At 36.4% G+C, this 22,883-nt stretch carries 20 protein-coding genes, 3 pseudogenes and 2 other annotated features; of the genes and pseudogenes, 20 read left to right on the forward strand and 3 right to left on the reverse strand.

The window, feature by feature from the left end:
* Positions 1-70: 70 nt before the first annotated feature.
* Positions 71-1,549, reverse strand: a complete 1,479-nt coding sequence (putP, locus tag MHB70_RS05240; RefSeq protein ID WP_000107200.1) for a sodium/proline symporter PutP — start codon at positions 1,547-1,549, stop codon at positions 71-73.
* Between the two features lie 460 nt (positions 1,550-2,009).
* Positions 2,010-2,247 (forward strand) — a binding site (T-box leader).
* Between the two features lie 42 nt (positions 2,248-2,289).
* Positions 2,290-2,534, forward strand: a binding site (T-box leader).
* 51 nt (positions 2,535-2,585) lie between these two features.
* Between putP and trpE the strand changes: the two genes are divergently transcribed.
* The 16 genes and pseudogenes from trpE to MHB70_RS31095 all read left to right on the forward strand — a co-directional run bounded on the left by trpE (position 2,586) and on the right by MHB70_RS31095 (position 17,172).
* Positions 2,586-4,004, forward strand: a complete 1,419-nt coding sequence (trpE, locus tag MHB70_RS05245) for an anthranilate synthase component I (RefSeq protein ID WP_002109560.1) — start codon at positions 2,586-2,588, stop codon at positions 4,002-4,004.
* Positions 4,001-4,588: an aminodeoxychorismate/anthranilate synthase component II gene (locus MHB70_RS05250; RefSeq protein ID WP_000636351.1), complete on the forward strand. Its 588-nt coding sequence runs from the start codon at positions 4,001-4,003 to the stop codon at positions 4,586-4,588. The genes trpE and MHB70_RS05250 overlap by 4 nt, the downstream gene beginning before the upstream one ends.
* Entirely contained in the window at positions 4,585-5,610 is a 1,026-nt protein-coding gene (trpD, locus tag MHB70_RS05255; RefSeq protein ID WP_061530728.1) for an anthranilate phosphoribosyltransferase, read from the forward strand. Before MHB70_RS05250 ends, trpD begins: the two co-directional genes overlap by 4 nt.
* Position 5,611: 1 nt before the next feature.
* Positions 5,612-6,373, forward strand: coding sequence for an indole-3-glycerol phosphate synthase TrpC (gene trpC, locus MHB70_RS05260; protein ID WP_000536706.1), 762 nt, complete (start codon positions 5,612-5,614; stop codon positions 6,371-6,373).
* The gene (locus MHB70_RS05265; protein ID WP_000865150.1) at positions 6,370-6,984 is read left to right on the forward strand and encodes a phosphoribosylanthranilate isomerase; all 615 of its coding nucleotides are present in this window, start codon (positions 6,370-6,372) and stop codon (positions 6,982-6,984) included. The genes trpC and MHB70_RS05265 overlap by 4 nt, the downstream gene beginning before the upstream one ends.
* Complete coding sequence (gene trpB / locus MHB70_RS05270; protein WP_001105049.1) at positions 6,981-8,174, forward strand: tryptophan synthase subunit beta; 1,194 nt, start codon at positions 6,981-6,983, stop codon at positions 8,172-8,174. The genes MHB70_RS05265 and trpB overlap by 4 nt, the downstream gene beginning before the upstream one ends.
* Before the next feature lie 3 nt (positions 8,175-8,177).
* The gene (gene trpA, locus MHB70_RS05275; protein WP_000537847.1) at positions 8,178-8,954 is read left to right on the forward strand and encodes a tryptophan synthase subunit alpha; all 777 of its coding nucleotides are present in this window, start codon (positions 8,178-8,180) and stop codon (positions 8,952-8,954) included.
* A gap of 74 nt (positions 8,955-9,028) precedes the next feature.
* Positions 9,029-9,388 (forward strand): DUF4029 domain-containing protein, encoded by a 360-nt coding sequence (locus MHB70_RS05280; protein WP_000946157.1) that lies wholly within the window; start codon positions 9,029-9,031, stop codon positions 9,386-9,388.
* Between the two features lie 114 nt (positions 9,389-9,502).
* A complete protein-coding gene (locus MHB70_RS05285; RefSeq protein ID WP_000996267.1) occupies positions 9,503-11,002 on the forward strand; it encodes an L-lactate permease in 1,500 nt (499 codons plus the stop codon).
* Positions 11,003-11,093: 91 nt separating this feature from the next.
* Positions 11,094-11,777 (forward strand): DUF2278 family protein, encoded by a 684-nt coding sequence (locus tag MHB70_RS05290; RefSeq protein ID WP_001128599.1) that lies wholly within the window; start codon positions 11,094-11,096, stop codon positions 11,775-11,777.
* A gap of 35 nt (positions 11,778-11,812) precedes the next feature.
* Positions 11,813-12,154, forward strand: a pseudogene (locus tag MHB70_RS05295) (RHS repeat-associated core domain-containing protein); the annotation flags it as partial.
* 494 nt (positions 12,155-12,648) lie between these two features.
* Positions 12,649-14,094, forward strand: coding sequence for a hypothetical protein (locus MHB70_RS05300; protein WP_000537249.1), 1,446 nt, complete (start codon positions 12,649-12,651; stop codon positions 14,092-14,094).
* Between the two features lie 106 nt (positions 14,095-14,200).
* Entirely contained in the window at positions 14,201-14,377 is a 177-nt protein-coding gene (locus MHB70_RS05305) for a hypothetical protein (protein WP_000509719.1), read from the forward strand.
* A gap of 69 nt (positions 14,378-14,446) precedes the next feature.
* A pseudogene (locus tag MHB70_RS05310) lies at positions 14,447-14,866 on the forward strand (YxiG family protein).
* A gap of 491 nt (positions 14,867-15,357) precedes the next feature.
* On the forward strand, positions 15,358-16,995 hold the full coding sequence (locus MHB70_RS05315; RefSeq protein WP_061530727.1) for a glucosaminidase domain-containing protein: 1,638 nt from the start codon (positions 15,358-15,360) through the stop codon (positions 16,993-16,995).
* 54 nt (positions 16,996-17,049) lie between these two features.
* Positions 17,050-17,172, forward strand: a complete 123-nt coding sequence (locus MHB70_RS31095; RefSeq protein ID WP_225989269.1) for an IS3 family transposase — start codon at positions 17,050-17,052, stop codon at positions 17,170-17,172.
* Positions 17,173-17,198: 26 nt separating this feature from the next.
* Here MHB70_RS31095 and MHB70_RS05320 read toward each other — a convergent pair whose 3' ends face one another.
* Positions 17,199-18,032: a hypothetical protein gene (locus tag MHB70_RS05320; RefSeq protein ID WP_061530726.1), complete on the reverse strand. Its 834-nt coding sequence runs from the start codon at positions 18,030-18,032 to the stop codon at positions 17,199-17,201.
* A 201-nt stretch (positions 18,033-18,233) separates the two neighbouring features.
* Between MHB70_RS05320 and MHB70_RS05325 the strand changes: the two genes are divergently transcribed.
* Both MHB70_RS05325 and MHB70_RS05330 read left to right on the forward strand, forming a co-directional pair.
* Complete coding sequence (locus MHB70_RS05325) at positions 18,234-19,019, forward strand: zinc ribbon domain-containing protein (protein ID WP_000650065.1); 786 nt, start codon at positions 18,234-18,236, stop codon at positions 19,017-19,019.
* Between the two features lie 19 nt (positions 19,020-19,038).
* A complete protein-coding gene (locus MHB70_RS05330) occupies positions 19,039-20,274 on the forward strand; it encodes a TcaA 3rd/4th domain-containing protein (RefSeq protein WP_001099924.1) in 1,236 nt (411 codons plus the stop codon).
* A 46-nt stretch (positions 20,275-20,320) separates the two neighbouring features.
* On the opposite strand, the gene MHB70_RS05335 is transcribed toward MHB70_RS05330, so the two are convergent.
* Positions 20,321-20,743 (reverse strand): hypothetical protein, encoded by a 423-nt coding sequence (locus MHB70_RS05335; RefSeq protein ID WP_000336278.1) that lies wholly within the window; start codon positions 20,741-20,743, stop codon positions 20,321-20,323.
* A gap of 199 nt (positions 20,744-20,942) precedes the next feature.
* Here MHB70_RS05335 and MHB70_RS05340 point away from each other — a divergent pair, with 199 nt between their 5' ends.
* On the forward strand, positions 20,943-22,277 hold the full coding sequence (locus MHB70_RS05340) for a CoA-disulfide reductase (RefSeq protein ID WP_061530725.1): 1,335 nt from the start codon (positions 20,943-20,945) through the stop codon (positions 22,275-22,277).
* Positions 22,278-22,353: 76 nt separating this feature from the next.
* Positions 22,354-22,846: pseudogene (locus MHB70_RS05345) on the forward strand (GNAT family N-acetyltransferase).
* Positions 22,847-22,883: the final 37 nt, after the last annotated feature.

The following is a 22,883-nucleotide window of genomic DNA, read 5'->3' on the forward strand; positions in this document are numbered from 1 at the left end:
AAATTTGAGAAGAAGATTGTCGAACTGTAAAAAAATCTCTGCTGTTACGATAACAGCAGAGATTTCTTTTTTATAGACTATCACTATGTTGTTTTTCGAAATTCTCAAATTGCTCTTCAACTTCTTTTGAAGGTTGTGTTAGTAAACTAACGATTACGATTGCTAGTAAACTAATTGTGAAACCAGGAATCATTTCATATAAGAAGTTTGTTAAGAATTTAAATTGAGTCCATATTATAACAGTAGCGGCACCAGAAATCATACCAGCAAGTGCGCCCCATTTCGTCATGCGTTTCCAATATAGACTTAATAAAATAGCTGGTCCAAATGAAGAACCAAATCCAGCCCAAGCGTATCCAACAAGAGCTAAAATCGTATCATTTTGTTTAAACGCTAATGCGCACCCAACTAATGCAATACCAAGAACAGCCATACGACCGACAAATACAAGCTCTTTATCAGAAGCAGAGCGTTTAAAGAAGGTACGATATAAGTCTTCTGTTACAGCACTTGAAGTAACGAGAAGTTGAGATGAAATTGTACTCATAATTGCAGCTAAAATCGCAGCTAATAAAAATCCAGTAATAAGTGGATGGAATAAAATTTTTCCAAGCTCAAGGAAAATTGTCTCTGGGTTAGATAATGTCAACTCTTGTTGTGAATAGTAGGCAATACCGATAAGACCAGTAAACATAGCTCCGACAACAGAGAAAATCATCCAGCTCATACCAATTCTTCGTGCGCTTTTCAGTTCTTTTACAGAAGAAATTGCCATAAAGCGTACGATAATATGAGGTTGTCCAACATAACCAAGGCCCCATGCGAATAAAGAAATCATTCCTAAAGTGGAGGCACCTTTAAAAATATCTAAACGTGTTGGATCTACAGAGCGAATTGTATCAAATGCAGGTCCAAGTCCGTTTGCATTCATAATTGTTACGATAGGAACAAGAATAAGAGCAACTACCATAATGATTCCTTGCACGAAGTCTGTCCAACTTACTGCTAAGAAACCACCAAATAATGTGTAAGCTACAACGACGCTTGCTACAATGAATAATCCAATATGATAGTTCATACCAAATGAATTTTCAAATAATACAGCGCCTGAAACTAACCCTGAAGCTACATAGAAAGTAAAGAAAATCATAATAACAAGTCCAGATACTAAGCGTAGCATGTGAGATTTGTCGTGGAAACGGTGTTCCAAAAATTCTGGGATAGTAATAGAGTTGTTTGCAATTTCAGAGTAGGTACGTAAGCGAGGAGCGACATATAGCCAGTTTGCGTATGCGCCTAGTGTTAGGCCAATTGCAATCCAACTACTACTTAATCCAACGCTAAACATTGCACCGGGTAAGCCCATTAAAAGCCAACCACTCATATCGGATGCTCCAGCACTTAATGCTGTTACTGCGGGGCCTAGTGTACGACCGCCAAGCATATAATCTGTTAAGTTGGATGTTCGTTTGTAGGCGAAATAGCCGATTACTAACATCCCGAGCATGTAAATAGAGATAGAAGTTAAAGTTAACATCTGCGTACTCATGTAGTTCCCCTTCCTTTTGTCATGTCTTTTGATGCATTTTGCATATTTATCCCGCATTAACGGGCAGTAAAACTCCCACAAGTTAAAATTGACTGGGCAAGGAAGTTAGGTGGGAGATCAACTGCCCGTAAATGCCCGATTGGTGAAGGCTAATAATCAATCGGGGATGAACAAAACCCCCACTGATTAAAGTTTCACTTTATAATCTATCATGATTATTCAGAAAAATCCATGCGCAAATACGAATTTTCTGAAATTTAAGCGTTTTTTGACAGTTCTTTACTTTTGGGATATATGACTTTCTAGCAAAAAACCTTAATTTTAATAGAGTATTTATTATATTTACATAAAAACACGTTGTTTTGTCAATATAATATTGAAAGAAGGGAAAAATATTTTTTTCGAAAAAAGTATTGACTTGTGAAAAAAGTTAAGTCTATAATGAGTGCAACTTAAAAAAATGCAAGCGTTGATGAAGAAGAGTACACATGATGAACATGTCAGAGAGCTGATGGTTGGTGCGAATCAGTATGGGATTGATGTGGAATGGGCTTCGGAGCTTCCAAACCGAAACGAAAGAAGTAGGCTTTGGCGACATGATCTCATCGATACAAGAGACACGTATTGTTTTTGATACGGTAAAGTGCGTTACATTCGTAACGAATTAAGGTGGCACCACGGGAGTACCCGTCCTTTCTATAGGATGAGTACCCCCTTTTTGTGTACAAAAAATTAAATATGTTAAATCGTTTAAGTAAGAAGAGTACGTATATTGGAGACGTTTTAGAGAGTCGGGGACTGGTGGGAGCCCGGTACGGTGCCATATACGGAATGGGCTTACGAGAGGTATGCTGAACAATTTTATTCGGTAGGCAACCCGGGTTCCGCCGTTACAAGGATAAGGTATATATTTTGTACCTGAATAAAGCGGGATGCTTTTGCGTCCAACATGAGGTGGTACCACGGTAAATTTATCGTCCTCTACATATTTCGATATGTAGGGGACTTTTTTATTTTTCAGAGTGAGGTGAAAGGCATGATGACAAAAGAGGAATTTATGAAGCAAAAAGAACAAGGAAAAACATTTTTAGTAATCGCTGAAGAAGAAGGAGATAGCATTACGCCAATTTCTTTATATAGACGTATGACAGGGAAGAAGAAGTTTTTATTAGAGAGCTCACAGCTTCATCAAGATAAAGGGCGCTATTCTTACTTAGGTTGTAATCCGTATGGAGAAGTGAAAAGCATTGGTATGGAAGTCGAACGAACGACACATGGGCAAACAGAAAAGTTGCAAGGTAACGTACTGCAAGTGTTAGAAGGGGTAATTGCATCATCGCAAGTAGAGAGCCCATTCCCATTTTGCGGAGGAGCAGTTGGTTATATAGGGTATGACGTCATTCGGCAGTATGAAAACATTGGAGCAGATTTACACGATCCATTAAATATTCCAGAAGTACACCTTTTACTATATCGTGAGTTTATCGTTTACGATCATTTACGCCAAAAGTTGTCGTTTGTATATGTATGCGGGCAAGATGATTCAGCAGATTATGAAGAAGTATACGAAAGGTTGCAAGTATACAAAGAAGAAGTGCTAAAAGGAGAAGAAGCGGAAGTAAAGGAAATACAATCAACATTATCATTCACTTCTTCTATAACGGAAAAAGAGTTTTGCATGATGGTAGAAACGGCGAAAGAGCATATACGAGCAGGGGACATATTCCAAGTCGTACTATCTCAGCGTTTGCAAAGCGAGTGTAAAGGTGATCCTTTCGCTTTATACCGCAAGCTTCGCATTGCGAATCCATCACCATATATGTTTTATATCGATTTTCAAGATTATGTTGTACTCGGTTCTTCACCAGAAAGCTTGTTATCAGTTAGAGACGATAAAGTGATGACAAATCCAATTGCGGGTACGAGACCGAGAGGGAAAACAAAGCAGGAAGATGCGGAAATTGAAAAAGAACTGTTAGAAAACGAGAAAGAACGAGCAGAGCATATGATGCTTGTGGATCTTGGACGAAACGATATTGGCAGAGTGAGTGAAATTGGATCTGTGACGATAGATAAATATATGAAAGTAGAAAAATATTCTCACGTCATGCACATTGTATCTGAAGTTTACGGAACATTGCGAAAACGAATGAGCGGATTTGACGCATTAGCGTATTGTTTACCGGCGGGGACGGTTTCGGGAGCTCCGAAAATTAGAGCGATGGAAATTATCAATACGTTAGAGCATGAAAAAAGAAATGTATATGCCGGAGCTGTTGGATATATTTCATTCTCAGGAAATCTTGATATGGCGCTCGCCATTCGAACGATGGTTGTAAAAGATGAAAAAGCATATGTTCAGGCAGGAGCAGGTATCGTCTACGATTCAGATCCGGTAGCTGAATATGAAGAAACGTTAAATAAAGCGAGGGCGCTTTTGGAGGTAATGAAATGATTGTACTCATCGATAATTACGATTCGTTCACATATAACTTGTACCAACTGTTAGGCGAATACGAAGAAGAAATTGTAGTCGTAAGAAATGATCAAATAACGATAGAACAGTTAGAAGAGATGAATCCAAAAGGAATTGTGCTTTCACCAGGACCAGGAAAACCAGAAGATGCTGGTATTTGTATCGAAGTTATTCGTCATTTCTATAAGAACGTTCCCATATTAGGGATTTGTCTCGGCCATCAGGCAATTATATCGGCATTTGGAGGAGAAATTGTAAGAGCGGAGCACATTAAACACGGAAAAACATCGCGTGTGAAACATAACGGAACGTCAATCTTTTCGTACGTGACGCAGCCACTAACAGCGATGCGCTACCATTCACTTGTTGCAGAGCAAGCGAGTTTACCACAATGTTTTGATGTGTTAGCAAATGCTATGGATGATGGAGAAATAATGGCGGTTCGTCATAATTATTATCCGCTTTTCGGGTTACAGTTTCATCCAGAATCAATCGCAACAGAAGAAGGCGGAAAGTTAATACGTGCTTTTTTAGGAGAAGTAAAAGAGGAGGAGAGAGTATGAATACCTATCTTCGTAAATTAGTGGAGGGACAACATTTAACAGAAGAAGAAATGTATGAAGCGGGACTTCTTTTATTAAGTGACAACATATTGGAAAGTGAAGTAGCAGCTTTCTTAGTATTACTGAAAGCGAAAGGTGAAACAGCAGAAGAAATATATGGCCTCGTTCGTGCTCTTCGTGAAAAAGCATTGCCGTTTTCAAACCATATAGAAGGCGCGATGGACAATTGCGGAACAGGTGGTGACGGTGCCCAAACGTTCAATGTAAGTACAACATCGGCATTCGTACTAGCAGGAGCAGGTGTAAAGGTGGCAAAGCATGGTAATCGTGCTGTTTCTAGTAAAACAGGAAGTGCGGATTTATTAGAAGAACTCGGTGTAAATATTAGCAGTACGCCAAGCGAAATTGATTATTTACTAGAGCATGTCGGTATCGCTTTCTTATTCGCACCAGCGATGCACCCAGCATTAAGGCGCATTATGAAAATAAGAAAAGAATTAAATGTGCCGACAATCTTTAACTTAATTGGGCCTTTAACGAATCCTGTTAACTTAGAAACACAATTTGTCGGTATTTATAAACGAGATATGTTATTACCAGTTGCGCAAGTATTACAGAAGTTAGGGCGGACACAAGCGCTTGTCGTAAATGGAAGTGGTTTTTTAGATGAAGCATCATTACAGGGAGAAAATCACGTAGCCCTTTTAAAAGATAATGAAATAGTAGAAATGAGTATCGATCCGGAAAAGTATGGTTTCTCAAAAGTGAAAAATGAAGAAATTAGAGGCGGGAATTCAATAGAAAATGCAAAGATTACGCTCGGCGTATTAAATGGAGAAAAGAGTGTTTACCGCGATACCGTTTTATTAAATGCAGGGCTCGCTCTTTTCGCAAACGGAAAAGCGGAAACGATTGAAGAGGGAATTAAACTAGCGACACATAGCATTGACTCTGGAAAAGCATTAGCCAAACTAAACTTATTAATTACAGCAAGCAACGAAAAATTAGAAAGGGTGAAGTAAGGTGGGGACGATTTTAGACAAAATTGTAGAGCAGAAGAAAAAAGAAGTTGCGGAGTTATATGAAACATATACACCAGGGAATGAAAAAAGAAAAACATACTCACTCGTAAAAGCTTTAGAGCAATTTACTGTCATTGCAGAAGTAAAGCGAGCATCACCATCAAAAGGAGATATTAATGTACACGTTGATGTACGAAAACAAGTGAAAACTTATGAAGAATGCGGTGCAGGAGCAGTTTCGGTTTTAACAGACGGTCAATTTTTTAAAGGATCGTTTCACGATTTACAAACTGCAAGAGCAGAAAGTAACATTCCGCTTTTATGCAAAGATTTTATAATCGATAAAATCCAAATTGATAGGGCGTATGAAGCTGGTGCAGATCTTATTTTATTAATCGTAGCGGCGTTAACGAAAGAAAAGTTAAAAGAGCTTTATAGCTACGTACTAGAAAAAGGATTAGAAGCGATCGTTGAAGTTCATGATGAACAGGAATTAGAAATTGCAATCCAATTAAATCCGCACGTTATCGGTATTAACAACCGTAATTTAAAAACATTCGAAGTCGATTTAAGCCAAACAGAAAAACTTGGAAAACGATTAAACGAGGAGAAATTACTTTGGATTAGTGAAAGCGGGATTCATTCAAAAGAAGATATTATTCGTGTCAAACGAGCTGGAGCGAAAGGTGTATTAGTTGGAGAAGCACTCATGACATCATCTTCTATTCGTACCTTTTTTGAAGATTGTAAGGTGAACATATGAAAGTGAAAATTTGCGGCATCACTGATGTTGAAACGGCAAACCGTGCTTGTGAATACGGAGTTGATGCACTCGGATTTGTTTTTGCAGAAAGTAAGCGGAAAATCACTCCAAGGCTAGCGAAAGAAATCATTCAGGAGATTCCAGCAAACGTATTAAAAATCGGTGTTTTCGTAAATGAATCAGTAGAAGAGATCCAGAAAATTGCAGATGAATGCGGGTTAACGCATGTGCAACTACATGGGGATGAAGATAATCATCAAATTAAAAGATTGAATATTCCGTCTATAAAAGCGCTAGGAGTAACTTCAGAGGCTGATATGAAAAACGCTCAAACATATGAAACGGATTATATATTGTTTGATAGCCCGAAAGAAAAGTTTCGCGGAGGAAATGGAAAGAAATTTTCATGGGCACTACTTGAGCATATGCCAAAAGAGTTGCGAGAGAAAACGATATTAGCTGGTGGATTAAACGCTCTTAATATAGAAGAAGCGATTCGAACTATTCAGCCGTATATGGTCGATGTAAGTAGCGGAGTGGAGACAGAAGGAAAGAAAGATTTAAAGAAAATAAAACAATTTATTAAAAAAGCGAAGGAGTGTTCCAAATGAACTACGCATATCCAGATGAAAAAGGCCACTACGGTATATACGGAGGACGATACGTTCCAGAAACGTTAATGCAATCTGTATTAGAACTAGAAGAAGCATATAAAGAATCGATGCAAGATGAAGCGTTTCAAAAGGAATTAAATCATTATTTAACAACGTACGTCGGAAGAGAAACACCGCTTTATTTCGCTGAAAATATGACGAAGTATTGCGGCGGTGCAAAGATTTATTTAAAACGTGAAGATTTGAACCATACAGGAGCTCATAAAATTAACAATACAATTGGTCAGGCACTTCTTGCAGTACGAATGGGCAAGAAAAAAGTTGTCGCTGAAACAGGGGCTGGACAACACGGAGTGGCAACCGCTACTGTATGTGCCCTACTTGGATTAGAATGCGTCATCTTTATGGGGGAAGAAGATGTGAGACGTCAAAAATTAAATGTGTTTCGAATGGAATTACTCGGAGCGAAAGTAGAAAGTGTAGCGGCAGGTAGCGGAACATTAAAAGATGCGGTAAACGAGGCGCTTCGTTACTGGGTTTCACATGTGCATGATACGCACTACATTATGGGATCTGTTCTCGGGCCACATCCATTCCCACAAATTGTCCGTGATTTCCAAAGTGTAATTGGGAAAGAAACGAAAAAACAATATGAGGCGTTAGAAGGAAAGTTACCAGAAGCAGTCGTTGCTTGTATTGGCGGTGGTAGTAATGCGATGGGCATGTTTTATCCGTTCGTACACGATGAAGAAGTCGCTCTTTACGGCGTAGAAGCAGCAGGGAAAGGCGTTCATACAGAACAGCACGCAGCGACTTTAACGAAAGGAAGCGTTGGTGTTTTACACGGATCGATGATGTACCTTCTGCAAAATGAAGAAGGACAAATTCAAGAAGCACACTCTATTTCAGCAGGACTTGATTACCCAGGTGTTGGGCCAGAACATAGCTTGCTAAAAGATATTGGCCGCGTTTCTTATCATTCCATTACTGATGATGAAGCGTTAGAAGCATTTCAATTATTAACGAAAAAAGAAGGGATTATTCCGGCTTTAGAAAGCTCGCATGCTGTCGCATATGCATTAAAATTAGCGCCGCAAATGAAGAAGGACGAAGGGCTTGTCATTTGTTTATCTGGCCGCGGTGATAAGGATGTAGAGAGTATAAAACGTTATATGGAAGAGGTGTAAAAAATGGGAGTAGAAAAAATTAAAGCAGTATTTGAAAATGGTAAAAAAGCATTTATTCCGTACGTAATGGGCGGAGATGGTGGACTTGAAAAGTTAAAAGAAAGAATTCGTTTTCTAGACGAAGCAGGAGCAAGCATCGTTGAAATTGGTATTCCATTTTCAGATCCAGTCGCAGATGGTCCAACGATTCAAAGAGCAGGGAAACGAGCGCTAGATAGCGGCGTAACAGTAAAAGGCATTTTTCAAGCGTTAGCAGAAGTAAGGAAAGAAGTGCAAATTCCATTTGTACTCATGACATATGTAAATCCAGTACTCGCATTCGGAAAAGAACAATTCATTGAGAGATGCTTAGAGGCAGGTGTGGACGGTATTATCGTTCCAGACTTACCGTATGAAGAACAAAATATTATTGCCCCGTTACTTCGAGAGGCAAACATTGCGCTAATTCCACTCGTTACAGTAACGAGCCCAATTGAGCGAATCGAAAAAATTACGAGTGAATCAGAAGGATTCGTTTACGCAGTTACAGTAGCAGGTGTAACGGGAGTGCGTCAAAACTTTAAAGAGGAAATTCATAGTTACTTAGAAAAAGTAAAATCACATACGCATTTACCGGTAGTGGCAGGGTTCGGTATTTCAACAAAGGAACATGTAGAAGAAATGATTACAATATGTGACGGAGTTGTCGTTGGAAGTAAAGTTATTGAGCTGTTAGAAAATGAAAAACGAGAAGAAATATGTGAATTAATACAGGCAACAAAACAAAAAGAAGAGGCGTAAGTCTCTTCTTTTTGTTTTGCGTAATAAATGTTAAAATATACAGAAAATACATATAATTTAGAGGGTGAGAAAGCATGCTAAGACGTAAACTACTATATCTTCTTTTAACTGTACCACTGTACGCTTGGCTTATTAGCATGACGAAAATAGAGTTGATGGCTCTATTTGTAGGGTATGTATTCATCTTTTCCAACTTAAATCGGATTCAAGAGCAATCTATTTTAGAAGTATGTATATTTTCAATTAGTATAGAACTATTTAGTATCGTTTCGATTGTATTATTAAATGAATTATTTCAATGGATTTATTCATTTTCATTAATGAAACTTGGGAATATTGTACTGCAAGCGATATGTGCTTACATTGTGTTTGTTGTGTTAGGAAAAATAATCGGACAGCAGACGGTTTTTGAGGATAATAGAAAATGGGAGTGAATCAAAAAGGAGCCAAACGGCTTCTTTTTGATTCTGTTGTAAAAACAATTGAAAAATATTACATCTGTTATATAATAGTTAAAAATTGTATTTTTAACGAAATGAGATGATAACATGGCCATATTGTTGGCACTTATCCCAATTATGATGATTTTCATTTGTTTATTTTTATTTAAACAAACGTCATTAAGGTCCTCATTAATTTCTTATGCGGTGTCTGTTGGAATCGTTTTACTCTCGCCAACGTTTCAATTAAGGATAAGTGAAACTGTGCATGCAACGATTAAAGGTTGGTTAATTTGTTTTATTGTCGGGTATGTTTTATTTTTCGGTATTTTTTTATTTCACCTCATGAACAAAATGGGGTACATCGATCAAGTAGCGCGTTTTTTAGAAGAAGTGACGCAAGATCGTTTATTACAAATGCTTCTTATGTGCTTTGGTATTTGCCCACTAATTGAATCGGTAAGTGGATTCGGAATTGGCTTCATGGTTGCAGCTCCTATCTTTCTTTCATTAGGCTATAAACCGTTTCAAGCTGTACTACTTTCATTTATTGGTTTACTAGCTAGTTCATGGGGCGCAATGGCAACTGGTACGATTATCGGTTCGCAGCTTATAAATATGCCGCTCACAACTCTTGGTACAAATACAGCATTATTAAGCATACCGATTTTCGCATACTTTATCATCCTTTCTTTATACGTTGTCGGTGGCTTTCAGGCAGTTATAGAAAAGTGGAAGGAAGGGATAGGATTCTTTCTATTATTTTCTCTCGGAATCTATCTTTCTAACGCATACGTAAGTGTTGAACTAGCAGGTATATTAAGTTCTATCGTTACCATTACATTTGGCTTTCTTATCATTAAACTAAAAGGGAAAAATGAGCAAACCTTTATAACAGAACATGCTGCGGCAACGGAGAGAGAAGTATCCATTATAAAAATTATTAGCCCTTATATCTTCTTAACAGTTTGTATTTTACTTTCTCGCCTCGTTCCACCATTACATGATTTGTTCAGATCATATGCAGTCCTTGATTTAAAATCATATTCTTACAAATTAGAAATGCTATATTCACCAGGTTTTTGGCTCGGCATGACTTGTTTATTTACAATTATTTTCTTCCGCATTCCATCTCATATTATGAAACAATCACTCTTGCAAACGATAAAACAATGGATTCCTTTTGCGATTACGACGACGATGTTTATCGCCATTTCAGAACTAATGGGTGCATCTGGTATGCATTCATTACTCGCAAAAACAGCTGGTGAAACATTTGGTACCTTTTTCGTTTTCGTTGCTCCGTTCATCGGTGGTATCGGTGGTTTTTTAACAGGTAGTAACGCAGGATCAAATGCGATGTTTATAAAACTACAAATGCAAACAGCACAAAACGTAGCACTCCCGTGGCAATACGTCACAACACTTCAAAACACCGCATCGTCAGTGGCGACAATCGCTTGTCCATCACGCATTACACTAGGTGCTTATTTATGTAATATCCCGTATCGTGAAAATGAACTATTAAAGAAGACGACGTTAATGATCTTTGGTGCGGTGTTACTTGTAGTGGTGGAGGTTATTTTTTGGTATATGTTGAGAAAATAAGAAATCCTCCTGAAAAAGGAGGATTTTCTTTTTATATGGATAATGCCTTAAGTATGAAAAGCTTCTACTAAATGAATAGGAGATGAAATGTATGCCCCTAAAAAACTACGGTGTGTTAAAAGGTACAGTTATACAATCAAAGATTGGAAAAGGGAAAACACCTCATTATCAAGTTCATTTACAAGGCGAAGCAGGAGTAGATTATCGTATTGCAATTAACGTGAAATCGCAAAGTTATCCGTCGGAAGTTTTATATTTTGCGAGTAACAATATTAGGTCAGAGGCGATTCATATTTTACCGACATTACCATTCGGTTTTACAGAAATAAAAAACAATGAACCGAAAGTAGCTTTAGATTATGTAAGAGGAAATCTATTTGACTCAAATCAAATGATCCCTTTACCACCTGAAAAAGCAGGAGCTGATAATGATTTAAATGAAAAAATTGAGCGGTATATAAAGCGAGCGATAGAAGAAAGTACGATTATTTACGCGTTCGGTGAAAGATGGGGGCCAGAAGAAAATACACCCGATTCTTACTTTCATTTTGAACCAGGAAACGGTATACATGATATTCATATGAATCAAGGAAATGTAGAAAAATGGCAAGGTGATGATGGTATATGGCAAGACGGAGGAATACTCATTCATTTTGAAAAGGAAGAAGAATGGATCGGTATCTTTCTTGCATTCCAGTCGCAGTCATGGTGTACGGATGAAGAAGGGCATGCTCGTGTTCCGGTTGAGAATTGTAATTATAAGAAAAATAATTGATGAAAAGAGCTCGTTCGACATGAACGAGCTCTTTTCGTTTCGAAAAAGAAGTAAATGGAAAAATCACACGTTACTTCTACGATGGTGACAGTATTAATCCGTTATACGAGACAGATGGTAGTGGAAACGTACTTCGTCAATATGTATACTCAATGGCCGGCGTTCGTCTAGCAATGAAAGCACAAGGACAAACGTTATTCTATCACTACAACCCAAGTGGTGACGTAGTAGCGATGACAGACCCAAATGGACAAGTTGTCGTAAACTATGAATATGATGCATGGGGGAACGTATTAAAGAGTGACGCAAAAGGTATCGCAGCAGAGAATCCATTTGGATACGCGGGATACATGTATGATAAAGAAATTGTTATGTATGGTGATCGCTATTGAAGGCATAGAAACTGTTCATGAATTATTAATAGTGGTATTTTTCATAATGATTGAAAATGATAACTTATAAAAGGTTTTTGATAGGATCAGAATTCATGGTCACTACTTTTTACTCTTTATAAGTCCTTTCTAATCCTTTGTCACATGTATGATTTATTAAGTGATTTTTACACATTGTGTAGTATTTGCATATGGTTACTTTTAATATAAGGGATATAGGGGTAGTCTGTAAATGATTTACGAGGAATTGTAGGAATATTTTCGTAATTACAAATGAAAGTGTTTCTACATGTAAAGTCTATCTTGTTTTTTTTATTCTTATCCTTTAATTTATGTAAGGGGATTGAACGGATGTTCTGTTTTTAATGGATAATAAAAAAGAATGGTAAGATAGTTTGGGAGTTTACTATATTATTCTAGACTTGTCTGTTTTCCACCCTGAAAGTCACAATTTTATGGATGCAGGAGGCTACATATATATGGGTACGAGGCAGAAAATTTTGATGCAAGCGATGATGCTTGTAGTCATGGTTATGATGAGTGTGGTGTTTAGTAAAGAAGTTGGTGCAGAATCAGAAAACAAGAGTGATTGGATCGATAGTGTTCATGTAACGCCAAGTGAGGTTTCTTTTGGTAATGAAATGAAAGTGAAAGTTACCGTCAAGGTTAATAATCCAAATGGCATAGGTTCTGATATAAGCATCAAGTATATCCTTCCTTATTTAGATGAAGAGGAAGAAGAAGTTTATGAGTATGTCAATTTAAAATATAATTCGGAAACAGATTTGTATGAAGGTGTATTAAATACTTATTTTGATTTTGAGCAGGTTGGAACTTGGGAAATTGATATGATCCATTCAGGAGTTTTGGGCTTAATAGCATATAACTCTAACGTTCATGAGCCACGAGATAGCTCAGAGAGAGAAAGCATGGAAGAACTGAGCAGTGGTAACATTACGTTATTGGAGCCAGTAGTTGGTTGGAATTATTTCAAGGAATATGGAGAAACACAAGGACACTGGTATTATTTTGATGAGAAAAAATTGGAATTTGTGACAGGTTGGTTTAAGGAAAATGGAAAACAATACTACTTGAATGACAACGGAATGATGGTAACAGGTTGGGTACTAGTAGATGGCAAGTGGTATTACTTGAAAGAAAACGGATCTATGGTGACAGGTTGGACGTTAGTAAATGGTGAGTGGTATTACTTAAGTGCAGATGGAGCAATGAAAACAGGTTGGACGCTAGTAGATGGCAAGTGGTATTACCTGAAAGAAAGTGGCTCCATGATGAAAGGATGGGCGTTAGTAAACGGTCATTGGTATTACTTAAATGCAGAAGGCTCCATGGCGACAGATTGGATATTAGTAAATAATACATGGTACTATCTAAACGCTAGTGGTTCTATGGTGACCGGTTGGTTACAAAAAGATCGAAATTGGTATTACTTACACTCTAATGGTGCAATGGCAGTAGGAAAACATTTCATTGATGGTAAATGGTATGGTTTTAAAGAAAACGGTGAAATGATGTCTGACTGGAAGAATGGAAAAACAGGATGGAGAATAGAAAACGGTAAACTGTATTATTTAAACCAGAAAGGTGTAAAAGTAACTGGGTGGCTACAAGATAGTGGAAAATGGTACTACTTTAATACAAAAGGTGAAGCGGTAATAGGTTCGGTGTTCAATAATGGTAAGGGCTATTATTTGCAAAATGATGCTTCGATGGCAATAGGGTGGATTTCTCTTGAGGGTGAAAAGTATTATTTTGATGAAAATGGAGTAAGGGCAGCAGGTTGGAAAGAGATAGATGGTAAGTGGTATTCTTTCTTCCCACCTACTGGAAAAATGAGCAAAAATACGTGGGTTGATAGCAAATACTGGGTAGATGCAAACGGTGTATGGACAAAGACAAGATAACTGAATAGTAGATAAAAAATACAAACCTCATTAAAAAGGTTTGTATTTTTTATGAGAACTAACAGGAATGGGAAAAATATATAATAAAGTAAAGAAGGGATTTTGTATGGGGCATGATCTGGGTGAAGAGGATGCCTCTGTAACGCAGAATGGGTATACGTATGGTGATAATAATCCAGTGATGCTGACAAATCCAGATGGACAGGCACCTTGGCTTATTCCTGTAGCGATAAGTGGCTATAGTGCTTATAAAGGATACAAAGGCAAATCACGTGTTAATTGATTAAGAAAGTCTTATAAGCAAATACGTCATACATTAAATAAAAAACGTTAGAAAAGGATGAAAAGCTACATGAATAGTATTAATATACAGTCTATATTAGATGATTTATGGGGCGCTACCATTTTAGAGACACATATAGATTTGTTAAATGATAATATTAAATTTACATTGCAGGTAATTGATAACGGAGTGATAAAAGATTATAAATTAGTATTGATATAAGTGTCATCGTTTTATTATGTTAAAGATGATGAAAAGCGTAGATTTGCATTTTATGATAGAGAAAAAGTAGATTATTTAGAATTAACAACGATTTATTATGAAGATCCAAATCTGAGTGAAGTTAAATTGAGTTTACAAAATGAGAAAGAATGGAGTAGCAAATATTCCACAGGAGTAAATATTATAATAGAGATTTGGGATTCTATTTTGTTAGTTGAAGCAAAACAATTTTCTCTTAATGGTAAAGTGATTAATCTTAAAATGTAGTTGTTTTTTAGTATAGTTATTTCGTTCGGAGCTGGGTATCGTTTAGGGGCAAAAAATTACAAGCTTGCCAACACACCTCCGTCCAATAAAAAGCACTTAAAACAGGGAATGCAAAAAGCTGGAACAAAACTAGAATTAAAAACAATGTGATTTAACATTTTCTTTGAGCAATTAGAGTGTAGTATATAAATTTATAATGGAGAGTAAGCATCAAATTTATTAATAATAAGAGGGTTTTGCAGCACCCTCTTATTAAAAAAGAAGAAGATGTACAATAAAAACTAACGAGCTGACTTTACAAATCAACTTTTTCCAATCCTTCTATGAACATGTTCCTTTATAAATTCCCCCTAAAAACTCAATATTAATAATTCGAATATTATACTATTAAATATCTGCAATGTTATAGTTGTTTTTTTCGTCTTCCTTGTTACAATAGTAGTTAGATAACTATTAAACTAAAAAATTAATAAAAGGAGTACTAGGAAGAAATGTTTAAAAAAGCTGCAGCAATTGTCTTAACATCTAGTATAATTTCTATTCCTATAACAGGTTTAGCTGAAACTGTAACAACTTCTAATACAGCAACTGTAAATGTAAATGCTGTAAAACAATCTGGATGGGTTCAACAAAATGGGAAATGGTATTACTTCAATCCAGATGGCACTATAAAAAAAGGATGGCTTCTTGATAATAATAAATGGTATTACTTAAATTCAAGCGGCATTATGCAAACTGGCTGGCTGTTTGATCAAGGGGTTTGGTATTATTTAAACGCTAGTGGAGCAATGCAAACTGGCTGGCTATTAGATCAAGGAGTTTGGTATTATTTAAATTCTAATGGTTCTATGAAAACGGGTTGGTTATTAGATCAAGGAGTTTGGTATTATTTAAACGCTAGCGGAGCAATGCAAACGGGTTGGCTATTAAATCAAGGAGTTTGGTATTATTTAAATTCTAATGGTTCTATGAAAACTGGCTGGCTTCTTGATAATAATAAGTGGTATTACTTAAATTCAAGTGGCGGAATGAAAATTGGTTGGCTACAAGATGGAAACAACCGTTATTACCTCCAAAATGATGGATCAATGAAAATCGGATGGCTGCAAGTGAATAATACGTGGTATTATTTAAACGCTAGTGGAGCAATGCAAACGAGTTGGTCATTTATAGATGGAAGTTGGTACTATTTACAAAATAATGGTGCAATGAAGACGGACTGGCTACAAGATGGCGATACATGGTATTATTTGCAATCCAACGGTATGATGCAAACTGGAACTGCTTCAATCAATGGAACGACGTACCATTTCGACAAGAGCGGTGCTTGGACTCCTGAAAATAACATCACTGCTACCACATATTTAGATCTTGATTTAACGTACGCTTCAAATGTGACTGGTGCAGAAATTGATGCTAATATTAAAAAATATCATCCAGACAGCCCATTAATTGGACATGGGAATGACTTTGTTGAAGCTCAAGCTAAACATGGTGTCAATGCTCTTTATTTAGCTGCACACGCTATTTTAGAATCGGGATATGGTAAATCTGAAATTGCATATCGTAAACATAACCTATTTGGGTTACGTGCTTACGATGCTGATCCATTTAAGTATGCGAAATATTTACCAACTTTCGGTGATAGTATTTCTTATAACGCAAACTACGTAAGAGAAAAGTACTTAGAAGCAAACGGATCATACTTTAACGGACCAACATTAAAAGGCATGAATGTCATGTATTCAACAGATCAAGAGTGGTCTGCTAAAATCGTAAAAATAATGGAACGTATTAAACCTTTCCAGAAAAAAGATTATGTATATGCGAAAAAATTACCTAAAAATCCAAACTCTTTAAATGTCGACGCCCTATCAAGTGATATTCCATATAAAACATACTCACAAGGAATGACAAAAACTGTTAAACTAGCTACTTCCTATTACGTTGTACCATATCCATTTGATGGTACAATTAAAAGTCAGTCAGTTACGAAAAATGATCAAGGTACATTAGCAACGGGTACACCTGTATTTATTTATCGTGAAGATCCAAACGGATGGATTGAATTCTCACTCACAATGAATGGAAATAAATATTGGGTATTAAAAGCTGGATTAAATATGTAAATAAAATACCCCTTTTAGAAAAAGCTAAAAGGGGTATTTTATATGTTTTAAATTATTAATAGGTTTGATGAGGTTAAAGTTGCTGTGCGCAAATATATGCACCTGTATAACTATCAAAGATTTCAAAAGAAATTAAATAACCTGAGTCCATATAAATATAGAACTCAGGTTGCTTAGTTGCGCTTTTTTAATACGGGGGCATTTCACAATGAACGCCCTCCTCTTATTTTATAAAACCCAAAACTAACAAGTGTAGAAATACAAGAGAACAGCAGTGCCACACTAGAAAATGCAATGAGATACATATTATATTTCATTACTTTCCCAATGAGTTGGTTACTGTCGTACTGAAAAAGTTCTGCTATTATATTAAATAAAAACAATACGATAAACATGACGATGACACCGTCAATGGATCCTTTAATGTCTGGTTTACTTAAAGCGATATGTGCAGAAATACAAATAGCGATAAATAAAAATAACCAAAAGGAAGGGTTCAATAAATTGTTTATTGTAAATAAGCTTTTCAATAATACGAACGTCGACAAGAGCATGTTTTGAACCATTTTTAAAGTAATAGAAGTAGATGCAATCGTCTTTTCGAGAGTTGTATTAAATAAAAAATATGACTCTGGTACGAAATAGCGCATGAAAAGGATTAATGCAGTAATACCAGAAATAATAGGGCCAATTCCAATGAAGAAATTCCCAATTCGTTGATATACACTTTTTTGATTGTATTGATGTTGTACGTAACCTAACGCACCTTGGCTCGTATCTGTTGGGAAGAACTGCGTTGCTACAATTTTATGACGAAATAGTACGCACATAATGGCATGTCCAAGTTCATGAATAGGAACACCAATCCACGCAGTCAAAAGAAATCCTTTTCTTCCGAAAGCCCTCGACCAATACATTCGTGTGAGAGATTCTAAATAACCTAATAGAAATCCGATTACAATGATGACTCCAATTAAAGAAAATAACTGGATCACGCTTGTAAGGAGTATTTGAAAAATTGAGTTTACAAATTCCATTGCCTTTCATCCAATCTGTTTAAAGTTTCACTTTAGTTGCTCTGTTTCATAATAGCATTATTTTTCTAGATTACTAGTCTATATATTTTCTTTCAAAAGCAGGATTTCATAATCTGTTTCTTGTAGTCATGTTTTATGTCCAAAGTCATATATTGAACTTGTAACATCTTATAAGATATATGCTTAAGGAGGGATGAGAGCGTGAAATGTCCAGCATGTCATACAGAAAATGCAGTAGAAGCAAAGTTTTGCGGGAATTGTGGACATTCGTTAACCGAAGAAGTAGTAGCAAGTGGTGTCCAAGAAGAAAATCAGCAATCATCGCATGCAGAGCAAGCGAAGGAAACTCGTCCAAATGAAACGGTAGAGCAAGCAAAGCGGTTTACGAGTGGCTATTTTCGGTTTTTTAAACAGGCATTTCAAGCACCGACAGCGATTATGCAAAGTGGCAATGTCGAAGTGCGAAATGGAATTGTCAGTCTTGTTCTTATTTGTTTTTTAGGAGCATGTATTTTTTATAGAATGATGAGTGCTGGTGCAGCTGTTACGAGAACGCTAGTGCCAGAAGTATATACTCCTACATTTTTTGGAGAATCTGTAACGGTATTTTTCTTTTTATTAATTTTAACTTTGTTTGTTGGATTCATTATTTTTATAAGTGGTAAGATGATGAAATCCTCTTTTTCGTTTCTTGAAGTATTTGGCATATGGGGAACGATAGCAACGCCGGTTATTGCTATATTAGTTCTTACTTTTCTTTTTAGTTTCTTATTAATCTTTTTCTTACCGATATTATTATCGTTAGCTACAACTTATATAGGGATTAGTATAATTGTAGCCATATTAAAATTAGATAATGGCGGATTAGATCTTGTTTACACACTTCTTATCGCAAATGTTTTCATTGGAATCGTAACATTTATTGTACTTTGGTCTTACATTAGCACTGTAATTCAAGCCTTTACACAGGGGTTAACTGGCTTCTAATGCAAAGGTGGTTGAATGGATGAATGTATGTACAAAGTGTGGAACGCAGTTTGTAGATGGTGTGCAATTTTGTCAAAACTGCGGTACCAAGAGAGAAATTCCAGTAGTGAAGAAGAAAATGGGGAGCGGTACAAAAATTGGCATTACATTTTTAGCACTACTTGTTATAGCGATTGTTGGATTGTATTTGTATGGATCATCGTATTATACGCAGGTGGCACAAGTAGACCGGATGATTACGATTTTACAAGAGAGAGATGGAGAAAAATTAGCTGAGATTATTACAACAGATGACCCATCGGTTATTGTAACGAGAGAGAGTTTCAAGCCTCTATTTTCATATATAAAAGAAAATCCGTCTTACGTGAATGAATTGAAACAATATTTAAAGCAAGGTGAAAAGCAAGGGGACGGAATTGAAAGAGCGGATTTTTCTTTAACGAAAGACGGGAAACATTACTTTATATTTGATCGATATAAATTGAAGGCAAGGACGTATTATACGACTTTGCTTTCAAATGAAAAAGGTGCATCTTTAAAAATGAACGGAAAAGAAATCGATAAGACAGAAGACAAAAATTTTCAGAAGCAATATGGACCATTTCTTCCAGGAGCTCAAGTGTTTCAAGTGGAATATAAAAATGACTATGTAAAACTATCACGCGAGGAAAAAGTTGTACTTATGAAACAAAGTCAAAATAATGTAACGATAGATTTAACGTTGCAAGGGCAATATATTACAGTTCAAACGAACGCGCCTGGTGCGACATTATATGTGAATCAAAAGCCAGTTACCGCATTGACCGGAGAAGAAATTACGTGGGGTCCCGTAGCAACTGATGGAAGTGCGACGATTTATTTAGAACGCAATGGAGAAAGCGGAAGGGAAACAACAAAAGTAGAAACGGTAACAGCACTTTCGGCTTATAACCTTCCATTCGAAAAGAAAAGCGTAGAAAAAACAGTCGTTTACAATGTTACTCCGCCACCTACGACTGGGTATGTATACAATGGTTTTATCTTCCCTGATAGTGATATTCGAAAATTAACGAATGCAGATTTAACGTATGTAACGAAAGAACAGTTGAAAATTGCTAGAAACGAAATATACGCAAGACATGGAAATATATTTCAAACGAAAGATATGCAAGCGTATTTTTCAAAACAGTCTTGGTACAGAGAAAATCCGTATTTTACAGGAAAGCTAACGGATATTGAAGCTTATAATGTTGAATTGATTAAATCAAGAGAATAGCGTTCGTGAAAAAGGTACAGTGTGTATTACTGTACCTTTTCTATGATTATTTAGCTGGACCAGGATCTCTTGAGAAAAAGATGTGAAAGAGAAATGTGACTTTACTTGCTTTTCCTGATGTACTAGCCTGTACGGCGGATAAAGAACTAGGTGATAAAGCTACTTCAGAATAGGGTGCTACGACTGTTTTGAGATTATGATCTGAATCTCCTGATGTAGTAACCGTTATTGTATCTGCAGATAAGTTAATAACTTTAATAGTACCACTTGGAAATATAGATTTACCAGCATGTGATGCTGAAGCGAAGCGAGTGCCTTTCCAAATATCTTGTGCGTAGGTATCGTTGTCAGATAACCAAGCACGAGCGCTGTATATGGTTGCGTTAATGGAAAATTCTTGGTCAAGTGGCGTGGCGGCTTTCGGTTCTTGCGGTTCATCTGGAGTTTGAGCGAGAAGGCCAGGGCACATGTATGTTTCACCTACTTTCAATAGTTACTGTTATAGCATATTAACCATGTTGGTTATAAGACACGACAGTTACCTATTCAGGCATAGGTTTGTGCACTAAATTTGTAGATGAAATATTATTTCTTTACAATGGGAATAGGTGTTATTTCTGTAAAATATGGAAATTGTAAAGAGTAGGTAAAAAAGAAGGAGTGGTAAAGTGAACTATGTCATTATTGGCGGAGATGCTGCTGGGATGAGTGCAGCTATGCAAATTGTAAGAAACGATGAAACTGCAAACGTTGTGACGTTAGAAAAAGGTGAAATCTATTCATACGCTCAGTGCGGATTACCGTATGTCATTAGTGGTGCTATTGCTTCGACGGAAAAATTAATTGCGCGTAACGTGAAGACGTTTCGTGATAAGTACGGAATTGATGCGAAAGTGCGACATGAAGTAACGAAAGTAGATACGGAAAAGAAAATTGTGTACGCAAAGCATACGGAGACGAAAGATGTTTTTGAATTTACGTATGACCGTTTATTAATTGCGACGGGAGTGCGTCCTGTTATGCCAGAATGGGAAGGACGAGAGTTACAAGGCATTCATCTTTTAAAAACAATTCCAGATACTGAGCGTATATTAAAAACGCTAGAAACGAACAAAGTTGAAGACGTAACAATTATTGGCGGCGGTGCGATTGGACTGGAGATGGCAGAAACATTCGTTGAACTCGGTAAAAAAGTGAGGATGATTGAGCGAAATGATCATATCGGTACGATTTATGATGCAGATATGGCGGAATATATACATAAAGAAGCGGATAAACATCATATTGAAATTGTAACGAATGAAAATGTAAAAGCGTTTAGAGGAAAAGAGCGAGTAGAGGAGATTGAAACGGATAAAGGTACGTATAAAGCAGATCTTGTTTTAGTATCTGTCGGAGTAAAGCCAAATACTGATTTTCTTGAAGGAACCAATATACGTACAAATCATAAAGGGGCAATTGAAGTAAATGCATATATGCAAACGAATGTGCAAGACGTATATGCTGCTGGTGATTGCGCGACACATTATCACGTTATAAAAGAAATTCAGGATCATATTCCAATTGGAACGACTGCCAATAAACAAGGACGACTTGCTGGACTCAATATGGTTGATAAACGAAGATCATTTAAAGGTACGTTAGGTACAGGCATTATTAAATTTATGGATTTGACACTCGCGAGAACAGGCTTAAATGAAAAAGAAGCGAAAGGGCTCAATATCCGGTATAAAACAGTTAAAGTAGATTCAACAAATATGGCGGGCTATTATCCAAATGCGAAACCACTTTACTTAAAATTACTATATCGCTCCGATACGAAGCAATTGTTGGGTGGACAAGTAATTGGGGAAGAAGGTGTAGATAAGCGTATTGATGTGATTGCAATGGCGCTTTTCAATAAAATGAGCATTCACGATTTAGAAGACGTCGACTTAAGTTACGCACCACCATATAACAGCGTTTGGGATCCAATTCAGCAAGCAGCAAGGAGAGCGGAGTAGCACTTTTAAAGTGCTACTTTTTTTGTAAAGGGAAGTAATCTTTTTTATTGAATAATAAAGAGGGGGATTTATAAAAATGGTTGTAGCACTTCAAAGAGTTCAAGAATCAGAAAAAGAAATATTACGTAATTTGTACGCATTATATCTTCATGACCTTTCCAAATTCACCACTAATATAACGATTGGAGTAAATGGTTTTTTTGGAATATAAAGATTTACACTTGTTTTGGAAAAATGACGGAATCACTCCATATTTTATAAAAATTGATAATAGTATTGTAGGATTTTTATTATTATTATTAGAACGTCCATTTTTGAAGAAAGAAAACGATTTTTGTATGAATGACATTTTCATATTGAATCAATATAGGGGAAAAGGAATCGGTAAACAAGTTATTGAAAATTTACTAGAAGAGAAACGAGGACAGTATTTCGTTATCGAACTTCTAAAAAATGTACCGGCAGTTTCGTTTTGGAAGAAAGTATATAGAGAGTTAAACATTGAATTTGATGAACGAAAACAAATGATTGATGATGAAGAATGCCTCGTTCAAACGTTTAAAATATAATGAAATAAGTGTTCCTCGTATATTACTTTGAAATTTA

Source organism: Bacillus sp. FSL M7-1020, assembly GCF_038050415.1.
Classification (GTDB): Bacteria; Bacillota; Bacilli; order Bacillales; family Bacillaceae_G; genus Bacillus_A; species Bacillus_A toyonensis.